The following is a 14,933-nucleotide window of genomic DNA, read 5'->3' as shown; positions in this document are numbered from 1 at the left end:
CCCGCAAGATGCTCGGGCAATCGGGTGATGAGCACCGGGCGCCGGCCCGGGACCCGCGCTCAGGAGTCGCCGAAGGCGCCGCGCAGCGCCGGGAGCAGGGTCTTCTCCGACCAGTCCAGGAAGGCGTGCTGCGACTCGCCGCCGATCTGCACCAGCGCGACCTCGGTGAACCCGGCCTCCGCGTACGGGCGCACGGCCTCGACGAAGGGCTCCGGGTCGGCGCCGCACGGGATCGACTCGGCGACGTCGTCGCGGGTGACGAACTGGGTGGCCGCGTCGAAGGAATCCGGGTGCGGCAGCTCGGAGTTGACCTTCCAGCCGCTGCCGAACCAGCGGAACTGGTCGTGGGCGCGGGCGATGGCCGCGTCCCGGTCCTGGTCGAAGCAGACCGGCAGCTGGCCCACCCGCGGCTTGCCCTGGCCGCCGTGCCGGTCGAACGCCTCGATCAGCTCCGGCTTGGGCTCGGTGGCGATCACCAGGTCGGCGTGCTCGCCGGCCAGCCGGCAGGACTGCTCGCCGGAGACGGCGATGCCGATCGGCGGCGGGCTGTCGGGCAGGTCCCACAGCCGGGCCGACTCCACCTCGAAGTGCTCGCCCCGGTAGTTGACGTGGCCGCCGTCGAAGAGCCCCCGGATGATCTCCACGGCCTCCACGAGCATCTCCTGCCGCACGTTCGCGCTCGGCCACCCGGCGCCCACCACGTGCTCGTTCAGGTTCTCGCCCGAACCGAGCCCCAGCCGGAAGCGGCCCTCGGCGAGCAGTTGCAGCGTCGCCGCCTTCTGCGCCACCACCGCCGGGTGGTAGCGGACCGTCGGACACGTCACGTACGTCATCAGCGGGATCCGCGACGTTGCCTGGGCCGCCGCGCCGAGCACCGCCCACGCGTACGGGGCGTGCCCCTGCGAGCGCAGCCACGGGAAGTAGTGGTCCGAGGTCACCGAGAAGTCGAACCCCACCTCCTCGGCGCGCACCACGTGCTCGACGAGGTCCCGGGGACCGGCCTGCTCCGTCATCATCGTGTACCCGATCTGCACCATGGGGGCTGGGTCCCCGCCCGGGCGGCGGGGAAACGGGTCACGTCGGCGGGCGGGGTGTCAGCGCAGGCCGAAGCGGTCCGCCCAGGCGGCCATGTCGGCGGGGGTCGCGTTGCCGCCGCAGACCACCAGGCCGACGCGGATGTCCCGGCCGATCCGGTCCACCAGCCGGCGGGCCGCGGGGAGCAGGCAGCCGGCCGCCGGCTCCGTCCAGAGCTTGGCGTGCTCGGCGAGGGCCAGGCAGCCCTCGATCGCCTCCCGGTCCGGGACCACCAGGACCTCGGTGACCAGTTCCCGGACATGGTCGTAGGTCAGCCGGGAGACGGACGGGGCGCTGAGCGTGGTCACCACGGAGGACAGCTCCACCGGGCGCGGGCCGCCCGCCGCAAGGGCTCGCGACATCGCCTCCGCGCCCTCGGTCTCCACGCCCCAGACCCGCACGCCGGGCCGCAGCGCCCGCAGCGCCGCCGCCACGCCCGCGATCAGCCCGCCGCCCCCGACGCTCACCAGTACGTCGGTCAGCTCCCCGGCGTCCGCGGCCAGCTCCAGGCCCACCGTGCCCTGCGCGGCGACCACCACCGGGTCGTCGAAGGGGTGGACCAGGGTGAGGCCTTGGTCGCGCAGCTCCGTGACGAGCGAGAAGGCGCTGTCCATGCCGTCGGTGAGCCGGACCATGGCCCCCGCCTCCTCGGCGGCCGCCAGCGAACGGGCCGGCGCCGTGCGCGGCATGACCACGGTGGCCTTCACGTCGAGGGCGGCGGCCATGACCGCCACGGCCACCCCGTGGTTGCCGCCGCTGACCGCCACCACGCCGGCCGCCCGCTCGGCCTCGGACAGCGACAGCAGCTTGGCCGTGGCGCCGCGCGCCTTGAAGGAGCCGGTGCGCTGGAGCAATTCCAGCTTCGTGGTGACCGGCACCCCGAGCAGCGCGGTCAGGCCCGGGCTGTCCACCGTCGGCGTGCGCACCACATGGCCGGCGATCCGCCCGGCCGCCGCCTCGATCTGAGTGATCCCCGTCAGCCCGGTCATCAGTGCTGCTGCGTCTTCTGCGGGGTCGCCTCGCTCGGCCGCACCACCACGTACCCCTCGCCGCGCAGGACGAGTTGCACCGCCTCGCCCGAGCCGCCGCGCAGCATCGAACCGAGCGACTGCGAGCGGTGCAGGGAGGTCTCAAGGGCCGCCGTCCAGCCGACGACGGCGTCCGTGTCGACGTACACCGGGGCCTGGGCGGAGACCGGGATCACCAGCGGGTTGCCCTCGCACACCAGGCCGAGCCGGCCCTGCCCGCTGAACACGCTGTTGAACAGGCCGCCGCCGGAGATGCCGGCGCCCTTCACCGTGGCGATGCGGTAGGACAGCGTGGCGTCGAAGCACAGCACGTTGCGCCCGTTGACGGTGAACTCGTCGCCCGCCTCGATGTCCACCACGAAGCAGTTCTGCGCCTCGTGCGCGAACCACGCCTCGCCCTGGCCGCGCACGGTCATCAGCGGCAGCCCCTCGCCGGTCATGGCCCGCTTCAGCATGCCGCCCACGCCCTGGCCCTTGCGCTCGAAGCCGAGGTCGCCGCGGAAGGCGACCATCGCGCCCTGCCGGGCCAGCATCTCGCCGTTCACCACATAGCGGACGCACTTGGCGTTCTCGACGGTCATGCCCGGCGCGGTGGCGGGCGCGACCATGTGCTCGCTGGAGAAAAGATCACCCTTCATGCGGGCATCCTGTCCCGGAGGGCCCCGCTCCGCCAAGGCCCCGGAGAGCGCAAGGCATCGGAGAGCGCGAGGCATCGGAGGGCGCCGGCGCCGGTCAGCCGCCGAAGAGCTGGGTCCAGTACGTGCCGGCCCGGCCGCCGCCGGCCAGGCCCACCCCGAGGTGCGTGAAGTCCCGGCCCAGGATGTTGGCGCGATGCCCGGGGCTGTTCAGCCAGCCCTCCACCACGTCGGCCGCCGAGCGCTGGCCGCAGGCGATGTTCTCGCCGATCGTGCGCCGGGCGGCGCCCGCCGCGGCGGCCCGGTCCCAGGGCCGGCCGCCGTCGGGGTCGGTGTGCGCGTAGAAGTCCCGGGCCACCATGTCCGCGCTGTGCGCCTGCGCCGCGGCGGCCAGCCGGGGGTCGGGGGCCAGCGGGGGCAGGCCGGCGCGCCGCCGCGCCCGGTTGGTCAGCTCGCCCACCTCGGCCGTCGTCCCGGCCAGCCCCTCGGGGGTCAGCGGCACCGCCCACAGGACGGTCCAGTACGCGTCACCCCCGGGGCCGGCGGTGACGCGGGCCCAGCCGACCTGGGTGAAGGCGGCCTCCAGCAGGGTCCGCCGGGTGCCGTCCGCGTGCAGGCAGTACCCGACGAACTCGGCGGGCGTGCGCGGCCCCGAGACCAGGTGCTCGCCGACGGTGAGGTACGCGTACCCGGCCCGGACCACCCGCTGGTGCACCGAGACGCCGTCCCGGGTCTCCACGCTCAGCGCGCCCGCCTCGGCCATCGCGGCGGCGTGCGCCCGGGCCGCGGACACCAGCCGGGCGTCGGCCGCCACCGGTGGCGCACCGGCCTTCGCGCGGGCGGAACCGACCGCCGTGAGGAAGCCGTCCGGATCGGGCACCTGGTCCGCGGCCGGCGCCTCGTCGACCACCTCCACGCCGAAGTCCCGGGCGAGGCCGGCCAGTCCGTCGGCGTACCCCTGCCCGAGGGCGCGCAGCTTCCAGCCCGTACCGCGCCGGTACAGCTCGGCGAGCAGCAGCACGGTCTCCCGGCCCGGGCGCCGGGGCGTGAACCGGGCGAGGGGACGGCCGCTCCCGTCGGCCACCTCCAGGAGGGGAGCGGGCAGTTCGCCCAGGCCGGCGTCCGGCTCGGCGGGACTGACCACGACCGTCACCCTGGCCGCGCCGGGCCGCAGCCGCGGCGGATCGACGGTGAGGGTGTCCCCGCGCAGCCGGGCGCCGGGCGCGTCCGGCTGGTTGTAGAAGACGAAGTCGCCGTCCCCCGACACCTTGCCGTCCTCGCCGGTGACCAGCGCCGACACGTCGAACGCGCCGGGCACCCGGACGCGCACCGGTCCGTCGGGCAGGGGGACGTTGCCTCCGGGGACCAACTCGTTCATCCTGCCGCCCTGTGTCGTCGTCGTAGGCGCTCGGGAGGTGCGGTCGTACGGCGGTGCGGTCGTACGGCGTGCGGGTGTGCGGTGTGTCGGGGAGAACGCCCGCCGGGCGGCGCGCGGTTCCCGGCCGCGGTCAGCCGCGTGCCGTGGGTTCCGCGGCGACCAGGCCCTGCCGGTAGGCGAGCGCCACGGCCTCCGTGCGGCCGGCCGCACCCAGCTTGGCGAGGATGTTGGAGACGTGGACGCTGGCCGTCTTGGCGCTGATGTACAGCTCCTCGCCGATCTGCCGGTTGCTGCGGCCCAGCGCGAGGAGCCGCAGGACGTCCCGCTCACGGGCCGTCAGCACCGCCGCCCGGTCGGAGCCCGGGGCGCGGTCGGCCGGGCGGTCGCGCCGCACCAGCTCGTCCAGGCGCTCACGCAGCGGGGCGGCCCCGAGCCGGTCGGCCTCCCGGCGCACCTCGGCCGCCTCGGCGGCGGCCTCCTCGCCGCGGTCCGCCGCCAGCAGCGCCTCCACCAGCCGCAGCCGGCACCGCGCCCGCTCGTAGGCGTCGCCGAACGCGAAGCCGGCCACCGCCTTCTCCCAGGCCGCCGGGTCGGGCCCGGACACCGCCCGCGCCCACTCCGCCTCCGCGCGGGCCAGCCACGCCTGCCCCTCCGGGCCCTGCGCCAGCCCCGCCTCGCCCTCCCGCGCCGAGGCCCGCGCTCCGGCGAGGAGGTCGGTCGCCGTCCGCGCCCAGCGCTCGGCGCCCACCGCGTCCCCGGCCAGGCGCAGCCGTACGGCGGCGTCGGCGACCGCCGCCAGGGCCAGCGCGGTCAGCCGGACCGTCACGTCGGGCACGCCCCCGGGGTCGGTGAGCGCCTCGACGGTCGACCGCGCCCGGCCGACGGCCTCGGCGGGGTCCCCGCGCAGCCCGGCGGCGTCGGTGAGCACCACGCCCGCGACCAGCGTGCCCATCCAGTCGAAGGGCTGCGCCAGCAGGTCGAGGGCCGCCCGCTCGGCCGCCTCGAGGCCGCCGCGCGCGAGCGTCACGTACAGGCGGGGTCCGACGAGGTAGGCACCGGCCGGGGAGGCGGCGCTCGCGGCGCTCTCGCCGGCCTCCCGCAGGCACGCGTCCCAGTGACCCAGGGTGTACTGCACCAGCATCCGCAGGTAGCGCAGCTCCAGCGGGTAGGGCGCGGACAGCAGCCCGAAGCGCCTGGCCCGCTCCACGCCCTCCTCGGCCCAGTCCAGGCACTCCTCCAGGTCGCCGGACTCGAAGCAGCCGAGGGAGAGGTTGAAGAGCGCGCGCACTTCCACCGGCGCGTTGCCCGCCCGCCGCGCCAGGTCCCGCGCCTCCCGCAGCCGCTCGCGGCCCAGCGGGGTGCGCCGGTTGGTGCCGTCCAGGCGGTTCATGGTGATCAGCAGGTCGGCGCGGGCGTCCTCGACGCCCAGTTCCTCGGCGGCCTTCAGGGCCCGGCGGCCGATCCGCAGCGCCCCTGGCACCAGGTCGGCCTGGCGGGCGGTGGCCATCACATAGGTGGCGGCGGCCCACACCCAGGTCGCGGAGGGCGGCTCCTCGGGGATCAGGGACAGCGCCTCGCGACTGTGGGTGAGCGCGGCCCGCAGGTCGTCGACGCCGAGCAGGTTGCCGGCCAGGGTGTAGCGGACCCGGGCGGCCAGCTCCAGGTCGGCGTCCTGGCCGAGGCCCGCGAGCGCGGACCGGGTCAGGGCGACCGCGCGGTGCAGCTCGCCGGCGTGCGCGGCGGCGGCCGAGGCGCGCAGGGTGAGCGTCACGGGGGCGACGCCCGCGGGCCGGGCGGCGGCGTCGACGGCCGACCACAGCTCCAGGGCCGTCTCGACGTGCCGCAGCTCCTCGGCGGGGGCGCCGACCCGCCGGGCGTGGTCGGCGGCCTCCAGGGAGGCGGCCAGCGCCTCCCGCAGATCGTGGCTCTCGCGGTAGTGGTGGGCGCGCTCGGCGGCGCTGCCGGGACCGCGGTCACCGGCGGCGAGGAGCCGGGCGAACGCGCCGTGCAGCCGGGCCCGTTCGCCGGGCAGCAGATCGGCGTAGACCGCCTCGCGGGCCAGCGCGTGCCGGAAGGTGTAGGTGTCGCCGTCACCGGGGACGAAGAGCTGCCGGCCCACGGCCTCGCGCAGTGCCGTCTCCAGCTCCTCCTCGGGCAGGGCGACGGCGTCGCGCAGCAGGTCGTGCCCGACCCGGCGGCCGGCGACCGCGGCGGTGCGCAGCACCTGCTGCGCGGTCTCCGACAGCTGCTCGAAGCGGATCAGGAGCACGTCGGCCAGCGCGCTGGGCACCCCGTCCGGTGTGCTGTCGGTGGCCGCGACCAGCTCCTCCGCGTAGAAGGCGTTGCCCTCGGCGCGCTCCACGATCCGGCGCACGGTCGCGTCCGGCAGCGGCGTCTCCCGCTGGGCGCGCACCAGCCGGGCCACGTCGGCGTCGGGCAGCGGACGCAGCTCCAGGCGCTCCACCACGGGCAGCCGCACCAGCTCGGCGAGGAGCGGGCGCAGCGGGTGCCGGCGGTGCAGGTCGTCCGTGCGGTAGGAGGCGAACAGCGCGAGGCGGGGCCCCGCCGCGCCGGCCGTCGGGCGCTGGAGGGCGCCGCGGGTGAGCAGGAAACGCAGCAGATCGCGCGAGGACTGGTCGGCCCAGTGCAGGTCCTCCAGGACGAGCAGCAGCGGGGCGACGCCCGCCAGCTCGCCCAGCAGGGCGGCCACCGACTCGAAGAGCCGCAGCCGCCCGCCCTCGCCGCCGCCGCGCCCCGTGACGTCCCCGTCCGTCCGCCCGCCGAGCAGCTGCTCGGCCACCGGATGGCCGGCGACGACGGCCGCGAACCGATGGTCGGCGGCGAGCGCGCCGAGGATCTCGGTGAACGGCAGATACGGCAGGCCGACGTCGCCCAGGTCCACGCAGTGCCCGGTGAGCACCGTGGTCCCGCTCGCGGCGGCCCGCGCGGTGATCTCGTCCAGCGTCCGGGTCTTGCCCACCCCCGCGTCCCCGGCGAGCAGCACCGCGCGGGCCTCGCCGCCCCGGGCCCGCTCCAGGACGCCGGTGAGGCGGGTCAGTTCGGCTGCGCGTCCGACGAGCGGACTGGTGAACGAGATCTCTGGCACGTCGCCCATCCTGGCATGCGCCGCCGACACCGACCGGGGGGCCGGCGGCGCCCGAGGGGGAGCCGCTCAGCCCCGCAGGGCCCGGGCCCAGTCGTCCGGCACCCGGCCCGCGGGGCCGGGGGTCGGCTGGTCGGCCGGGTGGCTGCCGGGCGGGGCCAGTTCGGGCCCCGAGTCCGCCACCTCCTCGCTGGTGAAGTCCCAGAACCAGTCCTCGCCGGGTTCGAAGCTCTGCACCACCGGGTGCCCGGTCGCCCGGAAGTGGCCGGTGGCGTGCTGCCCCGGTGAGCTGTCGCAGCAGCCGACGTGGCCGCAGGCGGCGCAGCGCCGTAGATGGAACCACCAGCCGCCGGACGCGTCGCACTCGGCGCAGCCGGTGCCGCTGGGCGCGGCGGTGGGGTCGATGCCGGTGTCGCTGGTCATGCCGACTCCTCACTCGGGGAAGCAGTCCGGTCGGCGGTGAGCGGGAGCAGGACCTGGAAGCGGGTGTCCCCGGGCTCGGAGTCGACCTGGAGGGTGCCGTGGTGCTTGTCGACCACGATCCGCCAGGAGATGTCCAGGCCGAGGCCGGTCCCCTCGCCCACCGGCTTGGTGGTGAAGAACGGGTCGAAGATGCGGCCCCGGATCTCCGGCGGCACCCCGGGCCCGGTGTCCCGGAACTCCACCAGGAGCCGGTCGTGGCGCAGCGCGGTCCGCACGGTCAGCGTGCCCGTGGCGTCCGGAGCGTCCCCGTTCGGGCCCGCCCCGTCCCGCATGGCGGCCACCGCGTTGTCGACCAGGTTGGTCCACACCTGGTTCAGCTCCGCCGGGTACCCCGGCACGTCCGGCACCGTGCGGTCGTACTCCTTGACCACCCGGATGCCGGGGCCGATCTTGGCGGAGAGCATCAGCAGGGTGCTGTCGAGGAGTTCATGCACGTCGACGACCCGGTACGGGGCACGGTCGAGCTGGGAGTACTGCTTGGCGGCGTCCACCAGGTGCGAGATGCGGGCGGTGGAGTCCGCGATCTCGTCCATCAGCAGCTCGGTCTCCACCGTGTAGTTCAGCCAGCCCACCGCGCCCGGCAGGATCTCCTGGTCCACCGCCGCCGCCACCTGGTCCAGCCAGTCGGTGTCCAGGCCGGCCTGCACGAAGGTCGGCGCCAGCTGCCAGGGCTGCTGGATGCCGTGGTCCTCCAGCCAGTCGGTGAGCGCGTCCTCCCGGTCGGCGGCCTCCAGCGGGCTGAGCACCGGCGCCTTGGCGACCCGCTCGGCGGTGCGCTCCTGGATCTCGATCAGCCCGGCCAGCGCCTCCCGGGAGAACGGGCCCTCGGAGATGACGCCCAGCTTGTGCCGCATCTTCGCCACCCGCTCGCGCAGGCTGGCGGTGGCCCGGACGGCCGCGGCGGCCGGGTTGTTCAGCTCGTGCGTGAGCCCGGCCGACAGTGAGCCGAGGGCCAGCAGCCGCTCGCGCTGGCCGATGGCCTGCTGGGTGTTCTTCGACCCGAAGAACAGGCCCTCGAGCAGATGCACGGCCATCGGGAACCACTCGCGCATCACGGCCGCGAACGTCTCGGCGGGCAGCACGAAGAACCGGGTCGGCTCCGTCACCCGCATCGAGTTGTTGTAGACCTGCGGCACCCGGTCGCCGACGTACGCCTGCATCGAGCCGGCGTACACCCCGGGCTGCGAGGTGCGGGTGACCTCCACGTCGTCGCCGCCGACCCGGCGGAAGAGCACCACCGTGCCCTCGATCATCACGAAGAAGCAGGAGGCCGGCTCGCCCTCGGCGTACACCGGGCCGGGCTCGAACCGCTCCACCCGGCCCTCGGCGCAGAGCCGGCCCAGCTGCTCGGGGGAGAGCTTCTCGAACAGGAACAGCCGCCCGATCTCGGCGGGGCTGCACGGCATCGGCCGGCCGCTCACGACTGCTCCAGGTAGCGGTGGACGAGCATCACGGCCATGGCTCCCTCTCCGACGGCGGACGCGACCCGCTTCGCGGACTCCGCGCGGGCGTCGCCCGCCACGAACACGCCCGGCACGCTGGTCTCCAGGTGGTACGGCGGCCGGTCCAGCTCCCAGTCGGCCGGCGGCCGGCCGTCCGGCGTGAGGTCGGGGCCGGCCAGGATGAATCCGCGCTCGTCCCGCAGCACCGTGCCGTCCAGCCAGTCGGTGAGCGGGGCCGCGCCGATGAACACGAACAGCCACTGCGCCTCGACGCGCTCGCTCGCGCCGCTCTCCGCGTCGCGCAGGGTCAGGTGCTCCAGGTGGCCGTCGCCGTGCGCGGTATCCACGACGGTGCCGCAGCGCACCCGGATGTTGGGCGTCTCCTCGATCTGCTGGATCAGGTAGTGCGACATCGACGCCGCCAGCGACTCCCCGCGCACCAGCAGCGTCACCGACTTCGCGCCCCTGGCCAGGTACATCGCCGCCTGCCCGGCCGAGTTGGCGCCGCCGACGATGTACACGTCGTGGTCCTGGCAGGCGGCGGCCTCGGTCAGCGCCGAGCCGTAGAACACGCCGCAGCCGGTCAGGTCCTCGGTGCCGGGCGCGGTCAGCTGCCGGTAGGACACGCCGGTCGCCAGGATCACGCTGTGCGCGGCGACGGCCGAGCCGTCCGAGAAGCGCACCGTGCGGGCCGCGCCACTGGCCTCCAGGCCGGTCACCTCCCGGGCGGTGAGGATCTCGGCGCCGAACTTCGCCGCCTGCCGCCGGGCCCGCTCGGTGAGCTGGCCGCCGGAGACGCCGTCGGGGAAGCCCAGGTAGTTCTCGATGCGGCTGCTCTGCCCGGCCTGCCCGCCGGTGGCCGACCGCTCCACCAGCACCGTGCGCAGCCCCTCCGACGCCCCGTACACGGCGGCGCCGAGGCCGGCGGGGCCGCCGCCGATCACGACCAGGTCGTAGAAGTCGGCCGCCGGTGTGGTGGCCAGGCCGACCCGCGCCGCGAGGTCGGGGGCTTCCGGCTCCACCATCGGGGTGCCGTCCGGGGTGATCACCACCGGCAGCCGCGCCCCGTCCTGCTCCGCGGCGGTCAGCAGCCGCCGGCCCTCCGGCTCGTCGGCGGAGTACCAGCGGTAGGGCACCTGGTTGCGGGCCAGGAACTCCCGGACCTCCGAGGACCGCGCCGACCAGCGGTGCCCGACCACCTTGGTGCTGGGCACCGGGCGGTGGTCGCCCGAGCGCCAGGCCTGGAGCAGGTCGTCCAGGACCGGGTAGAGCTTCTCCTCCGGCGGGTCCCAGGGCTTGAGCAGGTAGTGGTCCAGGTCCACCACGTTGATCGCGTCGATCGCCGCGTTGGTGTCCGCGTACGCTGTCAGCAGCACCCGCCGGGCGCCCGGGTACACGTCCAGCGCCTGCTCCAGGAACTCGATGCCGTTCATCTGCGGCATCCGGTAGTCGGCGAGGAGCACCGCCACCAGGTCACCGCGCAGCTTCAGCTCGCGCAGCGCCTCGAGGGCCGACTCGCCGGACTCCGCGCGGACGATGCGGTACGAGGCGCCGTACCGGCGCCTGAGGTCGCGGGCGACGGCGCGGGAGACCCCCGGGTCGTCGTCCACGGTCATGATGACGGTCCGCGTCGCCTCAGCGGGCTGTGCCATACGTCCCCCACGTGGAACGGCCGGGTTCACGGCCCGGCGTCCCCGGCACCGCACCGGCCTCGCGCCCATCGTATGTGCGTTCGGCGCGCCCCGCTCAGTCGGCGGCCCGGCCGCTGAGCACGCAGAACTCGTTGCCCTCGGGATCGGCCAGGACCACCCACGTCTGCTCGCCCTGCCCGACGTCGGCACGGCGGGCGCCCAGCGCGAGCAGGCGGGCGACCTCGGCGTCCCGGTCGTCCGGGCGGAGGTCGATGTGCAGCCGGTTCTTGACCGACTTGGCCTCCGGCACCCGGATGAACAGCAGCCCGGGCAGCCGGTCGGGGGCCGGCCGGATCTCGTACTCCTCCGTGTCGTCGTCGACCACCACCCAGCCGAGCGCCTCGGTCCACCAGCGCCCGAGGGCCACCGGGTCGGCCGCGTCCACGGTCAGTTGCTCCCACCGCAAGGTCATGACCGCAGCGTAGTGAAGACTGGGCGCCGACGACAGGAACGCGACTCAGGGAGGACCGGGATGACGCGCCCGATCACGGCAGGGGTGGACGGATCGGAGGAGAGCCTGGCGGCCCTCGGCTGGGCCGCGCGGGAGGCGGTTCGCGCCGGGGCACCGCTGCACGCGGTGCACGCCTGGCGGTACGAGGAGCCCCGGGACGGCGACGCGGAGCCGGGGGAGCGGGCGGTCCGGGAGGCCGCCCTGGCGGAGCAGCTCGCCGAGGCGGTACGCGCCGTCGGCGAGCGGCACCCGGGGCTGACGGTGACCACCGAGATCCGGGAGGGCGACACCGTCGCGGCCCTGCTCGGCGCGGCGGCCGACGCCGACCGGCTGGTGCTCGGCTCGCGCGGGCAGGGCCCGGTCGTCGGCTTCCTGCTCGGCTCCGTCGGCCAGCAGGTCATCGCCGAGGCGCCCCGGCCCGTGGTCCTGGTCCGCGCGGACGACGAGCCCGCGACCGAGGCCGCCGGGAGGGAGATCGTCGTCGGCCAGCAGGGCGAGCCGGACGACAGCGCCGACACCCTCGGCTTCGCCTTCCGCGCCGCCGCCGCACGCGGCGCCGCCGTGCGCGCGGTGCGGGCCTGGACCCTGCCGCCGGTCTTCGCCTACAGCCCCGGCTCGCTGCGCCTGGCCGACGAGGCCGGGGGGTTGGAGCCGTACGAGCGCAAGGCGCTCGCCGCGGCCCTCGCGCCCTGGCGGGAGCGCTTCCCGGACGTCCCGGTGGTCGAGCAGGTGGAGATGGGCAGCGCGGGCCAGGTGCTGCTGTCGGCGGCGGCCGGCGCGCAGCTCCTGGTCGTCGGCCGCCGGGCCCGCCGCACGGCCGTCGGCGCCCGGATCGGCTCGGTGGCGCACGGCGTGCTGCACCACGCGCGCTGCCCGGTGGCGGTGGTGCCGCACGACTGACCCCTTCTAAGAGGTCTCCTCGGGCTCGAGCGCGTCCCGGGCGAGCCGGGGCAGGACGTGGGCGACGAAGTCCGCCACCGCCGTGTCCAGGCCGATGTCGTGCTGGGCCCGCTCCGAGAGGTACCAGCGGTGCTCGAGGAGCTCGTGGTAGATCTCGGCCGGGTCCATCGCCCCGCGCGCCCCGGCCGGCACCGCCCGCACGGTGGGCCGGAACACCTCCCGCACCCAGCGGTGGGCCAGCACCTCGGGGCGGGCGCCGAGCGGCGGGCCGCCCGGGGCGTAGTCGTCCTGGGTGGCCATCCAGCTCTCCAGGTCGGTCAGCAGCCGCCGGGCCTGGTTCTCCTCGGCGTCCAGGCCGGTCAGCCGCAGCAGCTGGCGCTGGTGGTGCCCCGCGTCGACCACCTTGGGGACGAAGGTCACGGTGTCGCCGCCCGCCGCGTGCTCGATCTGCATCTCGGCGACGTCGAAGCCGAGGTCGTTGAGGCGGCGGATCCGGCGTTCGATGTAGTGGTACTTGCCCGCCGGATAGACGGAGGTGCGGGTCAGCTCCTCCCAGAGCCGCCGGTAGCGGGCGGCTATCTCGGTGCCGAAGTCGATCGGGTCGACCGAGGGGTGCAGCGCCCCGGACGCCTCCAGGTCGAGCAGCTCGCCGCTGATGTTGACCCGGGCCAGGTCGAGGTCGTACTCCCGCTGCCCGGTGCTCAGCGCCGGGTGCAGCTCCCCGGTCTCGGCGTCGACCAGGTAAGCGGCGTAGGCGCCCGCGTCGCGCCGGAAGAGGGTGTTGGAGAGCGAGCAGTCGCCCCAGGCGAACCCGGCCAGGTGCAGCCGGACGAGCAGCACCGCCAGGGCGTCCATCAGCCGGTGCATGGTCGCCGGGCGCAGCGTCGTCTCGAACATCGACCGGTACGGCATCGAGCCGCCGAGGTGCCGGGTGATCAGTACCGGCTCCAGCGGCCCGCCGGCCGCGTCGGTGCGGCCGGTGACCACGCCGAGGGGGTCCACCGCCGGGATGCCGAGCCGGTCCAGGTCGCGCAGCAGCTCGTACTCGCGCTTCGCGGGCCGCTCGGCCAGCTCCTTGACGGCGATGATCTCCTCGCCGGCCCGGGCGTAGCGCACCACGTGCCGGGAGATGCCGCGGGGCAGCGGCACGAGGTACTCCTCGGGCCACTCCTCCAGCGGCAGCTGCCAGGGCAGGGCGAGCAGGAGCGCGGGGTGCTCCGGGTTGGTGGCGCTGATCTGCAAGGCCATGGCCCGACTCTAGAACGCCCGTTCAGCGCGCCCGGTCCCGGGCCGTCGCGGCGGCCGTCGCCACCGGGCCCCGGTGGACCGGCCCGTGCCCCGGCAGCAGGACGTCGCCCTCCAGACCGGCCAGGACGTCGAGGGAGGCGGTCGCGCGGGCCCGCTCGTGGTGGAACATGTCGGGCAGCAGCTGCGGGCCGCGCCGGCGCGACGTCGGGTGCCCGGTGACCAGGGCGTCCCCGGAGACCACCACGCCGGTGGCCGGCAGGTGGTAGGCGCAGTGCCCGTCGGTGTGGCCGGGGGTGGGCACCGGGACGGGGCGGCCGGGCAGGTCGAGGGCGCCGTCGGGTCCTGCGGCCGGGAAGGGGGCCGGGGCGGTCACCGGGTGCTGCTCGGTGCCGCCGTTGCGCACCGCGCGCAGGATCCAGGGCAGGACACCGGGCCGCCAGGCGTTGCGGGCGACGGTGGGCACGGACACCTGCTGGAGATACTCCCGGCGGGCGTGCGGCACCTCCGCCTCGTGCAGCAGGACCGGTGTGCCGTGGGCGGCGCGCAGGTACTCCGCCGAGCCGAGGTGGTCGTTGTGGGCGTGGGTGACCAGCACCGCCGCCACCGCCTCCGGGGCGCTGCCCACCGCCGCCAGGGAGTCCAGGAGCAGCGCCCGGTCGCCCGGATAGCCGGTGTCCACCAGGGTCACCGCGTCACCGTCGGTGAGGATCACCCAGTTGGTGTCGCCGCCGTGCACCAGGTAGGTGCCGTCCGCGACCTGCCGTACGTCCGCCCGCATCGTTCCTCCGCTCCCCGGCCGCCGTCGGGTGGCGGCCCGGGGCAGAGCCAATCACATGGGCCGATCATGTGAGCCGGGCACGTGATCAGCGCACGCCGCGCGGCCGGAACTGGACGCTGACGCGGGGGCCCCCGGCGCGGCTGGACTTCGGGACGCAGTGCTCCCAGGTGCGCTGGCAGGAGCCGCCCATCACGATCAGGTCGCCGTGGCCCAGCGAGCGGCGAACCGTCGCCCCGGACCCGCCGGCCGGGCGCAGCAGCAGGTCCCGGGGCGCGCCCACGGAGAGGATGGCGACCATGGTGTCCTGCCGCGCGCCGCGCCCGCTCCGGTCGCCGTGCCAGGCGACGCTGTCCCGGCCGTCGCGGTACAGGCACAGCCCGGCCGTGGTGAACGGCTCGCCCAGCTCCCCGGCGTAGTGCGCGGAGAGCGCGTCGCGGGCCTCGTCGAGGAGCGGGTCGGGCAGCGGGTCCGCCGCGCCGTAGAAGGCGAGCAGCCGGGGCACGTCGACCACCTTGTCGTACATCGCCCGCCGCTCCGCGCGCCAGGGCACCTCGGCGGCCAGCCGCTCGAACAGCGCGTCGGCGCCGCTCAGCCAGCCGGGGAGCACGTCGATCCAGGCCCCGGAACCCAGCACCGTGCGGCGCAGCCCGTCGAGCGGCCCGAGCCGGGTCCGGTCGGCCTGGTCGAAGAGCGAGCCCTGAAGGTGCGTGGTCATGAGGCCA

The 14,933-nt window shown here is 75.7% G+C and carries 13 protein-coding genes; 1 reads left to right on the top strand and 12 read right to left on the bottom strand.

The window, feature by feature from the left end; translation table 11 throughout:
• Positions 1–59 precede the first annotated feature (59 nt).
• The 9 genes from ACGFZL_RS25835 to ACGFZL_RS25795 all read right to left on the bottom strand — a co-directional run bounded on the left by ACGFZL_RS25835 (position 60) and on the right by ACGFZL_RS25795 (position 11,246).
• The gene (locus tag ACGFZL_RS25835; RefSeq protein ID WP_393695154.1) at positions 60–1,037 is read right to left on the bottom strand and encodes an LLM class F420-dependent oxidoreductase; all 978 of its coding nucleotides are present in this window, start codon (positions 1,035–1,037) and stop codon (positions 60–62) included.
• A 57-nt stretch (positions 1,038–1,094) separates the two neighbouring features.
• A complete protein-coding gene (locus ACGFZL_RS25830) occupies positions 1,095–2,054 on the bottom strand; it encodes a threonine/serine dehydratase (RefSeq protein WP_393695385.1) in 960 nt (319 codons plus the stop codon).
• A gap of 8 nt (positions 2,055–2,062) precedes the next feature.
• Complete coding sequence (locus ACGFZL_RS25825) at positions 2,063–2,740, bottom strand: AIM24 family protein (RefSeq protein ID WP_393695152.1); 678 nt, start codon at positions 2,738–2,740, stop codon at positions 2,063–2,065.
• Between the two features lie 94 nt (positions 2,741–2,834).
• Positions 2,835–4,115, bottom strand: a complete 1,281-nt coding sequence (locus ACGFZL_RS25820) for a CAP domain-containing protein (RefSeq protein ID WP_393695150.1) — start codon at positions 4,113–4,115, stop codon at positions 2,835–2,837.
• A 130-nt stretch (positions 4,116–4,245) separates the two neighbouring features.
• Positions 4,246–7,230: an AAA family ATPase gene (locus ACGFZL_RS25815; protein WP_393695148.1), complete on the bottom strand. Its 2,985-nt coding sequence runs from the start codon at positions 7,228–7,230 to the stop codon at positions 4,246–4,248.
• Between the two features lie 57 nt (positions 7,231–7,287).
• Complete coding sequence (locus tag ACGFZL_RS25810) at positions 7,288–7,641, bottom strand: UBP-type zinc finger domain-containing protein (RefSeq protein ID WP_355175661.1); 354 nt, start codon at positions 7,639–7,641, stop codon at positions 7,288–7,290.
• Complete coding sequence (locus ACGFZL_RS25805) at positions 7,638–9,122, bottom strand: ATP-binding protein (protein WP_393695146.1); 1,485 nt, start codon at positions 9,120–9,122, stop codon at positions 7,638–7,640. The genes ACGFZL_RS25810 and ACGFZL_RS25805 overlap by 4 nt, the downstream gene beginning before the upstream one ends.
• Positions 9,119–10,795, bottom strand: coding sequence for an FAD-dependent oxidoreductase (locus ACGFZL_RS25800; protein ID WP_393695144.1), 1,677 nt, complete (start codon positions 10,793–10,795; stop codon positions 9,119–9,121). Before ACGFZL_RS25800 ends, ACGFZL_RS25805 begins: the two co-directional genes overlap by 4 nt.
• A gap of 94 nt (positions 10,796–10,889) precedes the next feature.
• Positions 10,890–11,246: a VOC family protein gene (locus ACGFZL_RS25795; RefSeq protein ID WP_393695142.1), complete on the bottom strand. Its 357-nt coding sequence runs from the start codon at positions 11,244–11,246 to the stop codon at positions 10,890–10,892.
• A 60-nt stretch (positions 11,247–11,306) separates the two neighbouring features.
• Between ACGFZL_RS25795 and ACGFZL_RS25790 the strand changes: the two genes are divergently transcribed.
• A complete protein-coding gene (locus tag ACGFZL_RS25790) occupies positions 11,307–12,185 on the top strand; it encodes a universal stress protein (RefSeq protein WP_393695140.1) in 879 nt (292 codons plus the stop codon).
• A gap of 6 nt (positions 12,186–12,191) precedes the next feature.
• On the opposite strand, the gene ACGFZL_RS25785 is transcribed toward ACGFZL_RS25790, so the two are convergent.
• The 3 genes from ACGFZL_RS25785 to ACGFZL_RS25775 form a co-directional block, all read right to left on the bottom strand.
• The gene (locus tag ACGFZL_RS25785; protein ID WP_393695138.1) at positions 12,192–13,433 is read right to left on the bottom strand and encodes a DUF4032 domain-containing protein; all 1,242 of its coding nucleotides are present in this window, start codon (positions 13,431–13,433) and stop codon (positions 12,192–12,194) included.
• 22 nt (positions 13,434–13,455) lie between these two features.
• Entirely contained in the window at positions 13,456–14,211 is a 756-nt protein-coding gene (locus ACGFZL_RS25780; protein WP_393695136.1) for an MBL fold metallo-hydrolase, read from the bottom strand.
• An 85-nt stretch (positions 14,212–14,296) separates the two neighbouring features.
• Positions 14,297–14,926, bottom strand: a complete 630-nt coding sequence (locus tag ACGFZL_RS25775) for an alpha-ketoglutarate-dependent dioxygenase AlkB (protein ID WP_393695134.1) — start codon at positions 14,924–14,926, stop codon at positions 14,297–14,299.
• Between the last annotated feature and the right edge of the window lie 7 nt (positions 14,927–14,933).

The organism is Streptomyces sp. NPDC048182, from assembly GCF_043202555.1.
Taxonomy (GTDB): Bacteria; Actinomycetota; Actinomycetes; order Streptomycetales; family Streptomycetaceae; genus Streptomyces.
This window is presented reverse-complemented; position numbering and strand designations above follow the sequence as displayed.

Excerpts from the sequence above, each read along its gene's own strand:
- ACGFZL_RS25785 (WP_393695138.1), bottom strand. The coding sequence starts at position 13,433 with ATGGCCTTGCAGATCAGCGCCACCAACCCGGAGCACCCCGCGCTCCTG.
- ACGFZL_RS25825 (WP_393695152.1), bottom strand. The coding sequence starts at position 2,740 with ATGAAGGGTGATCTTTTCTCCAGCGAGCACATGGTCGCGCCCGCCACC.
- ACGFZL_RS25800 (WP_393695144.1), bottom strand. The coding sequence starts at position 10,795 with ATGGCACAGCCCGCTGAGGCGACGCGGACCGTCATCATGACCGTGGAC.
- ACGFZL_RS25815 (WP_393695148.1), bottom strand. The coding sequence starts at position 7,230 with ATGGGCGACGTGCCAGAGATCTCGTTCACCAGTCCGCTCGTCGGACGC.
- ACGFZL_RS25835 (WP_393695154.1), bottom strand. The coding sequence starts at position 1,037 with ATGGTGCAGATCGGGTACACGATGATGACGGAGCAGGCCGGTCCCCGG.
- ACGFZL_RS25810 (WP_355175661.1), bottom strand. The coding sequence starts at position 7,641 with ATGACCAGCGACACCGGCATCGACCCCACCGCCGCGCCCAGCGGCACC.
- ACGFZL_RS25795 (WP_393695142.1), bottom strand. The coding sequence starts at position 11,246 with ATGACCTTGCGGTGGGAGCAACTGACCGTGGACGCGGCCGACCCGGTG.
- ACGFZL_RS25820 (WP_393695150.1), bottom strand. The coding sequence starts at position 4,115 with ATGAACGAGTTGGTCCCCGGAGGCAACGTCCCCCTGCCCGACGGACCG.
- ACGFZL_RS25775 (WP_393695134.1), bottom strand. The coding sequence starts at position 14,926 with ATGACCACGCACCTTCAGGGCTCGCTCTTCGACCAGGCCGACCGGACC.
- ACGFZL_RS25780 (WP_393695136.1), bottom strand. The coding sequence starts at position 14,211 with ATGCGGGCGGACGTACGGCAGGTCGCGGACGGCACCTACCTGGTGCAC.
- ACGFZL_RS25790 (WP_393695140.1), top strand. The coding sequence starts at position 11,307 with ATGACGCGCCCGATCACGGCAGGGGTGGACGGATCGGAGGAGAGCCTG.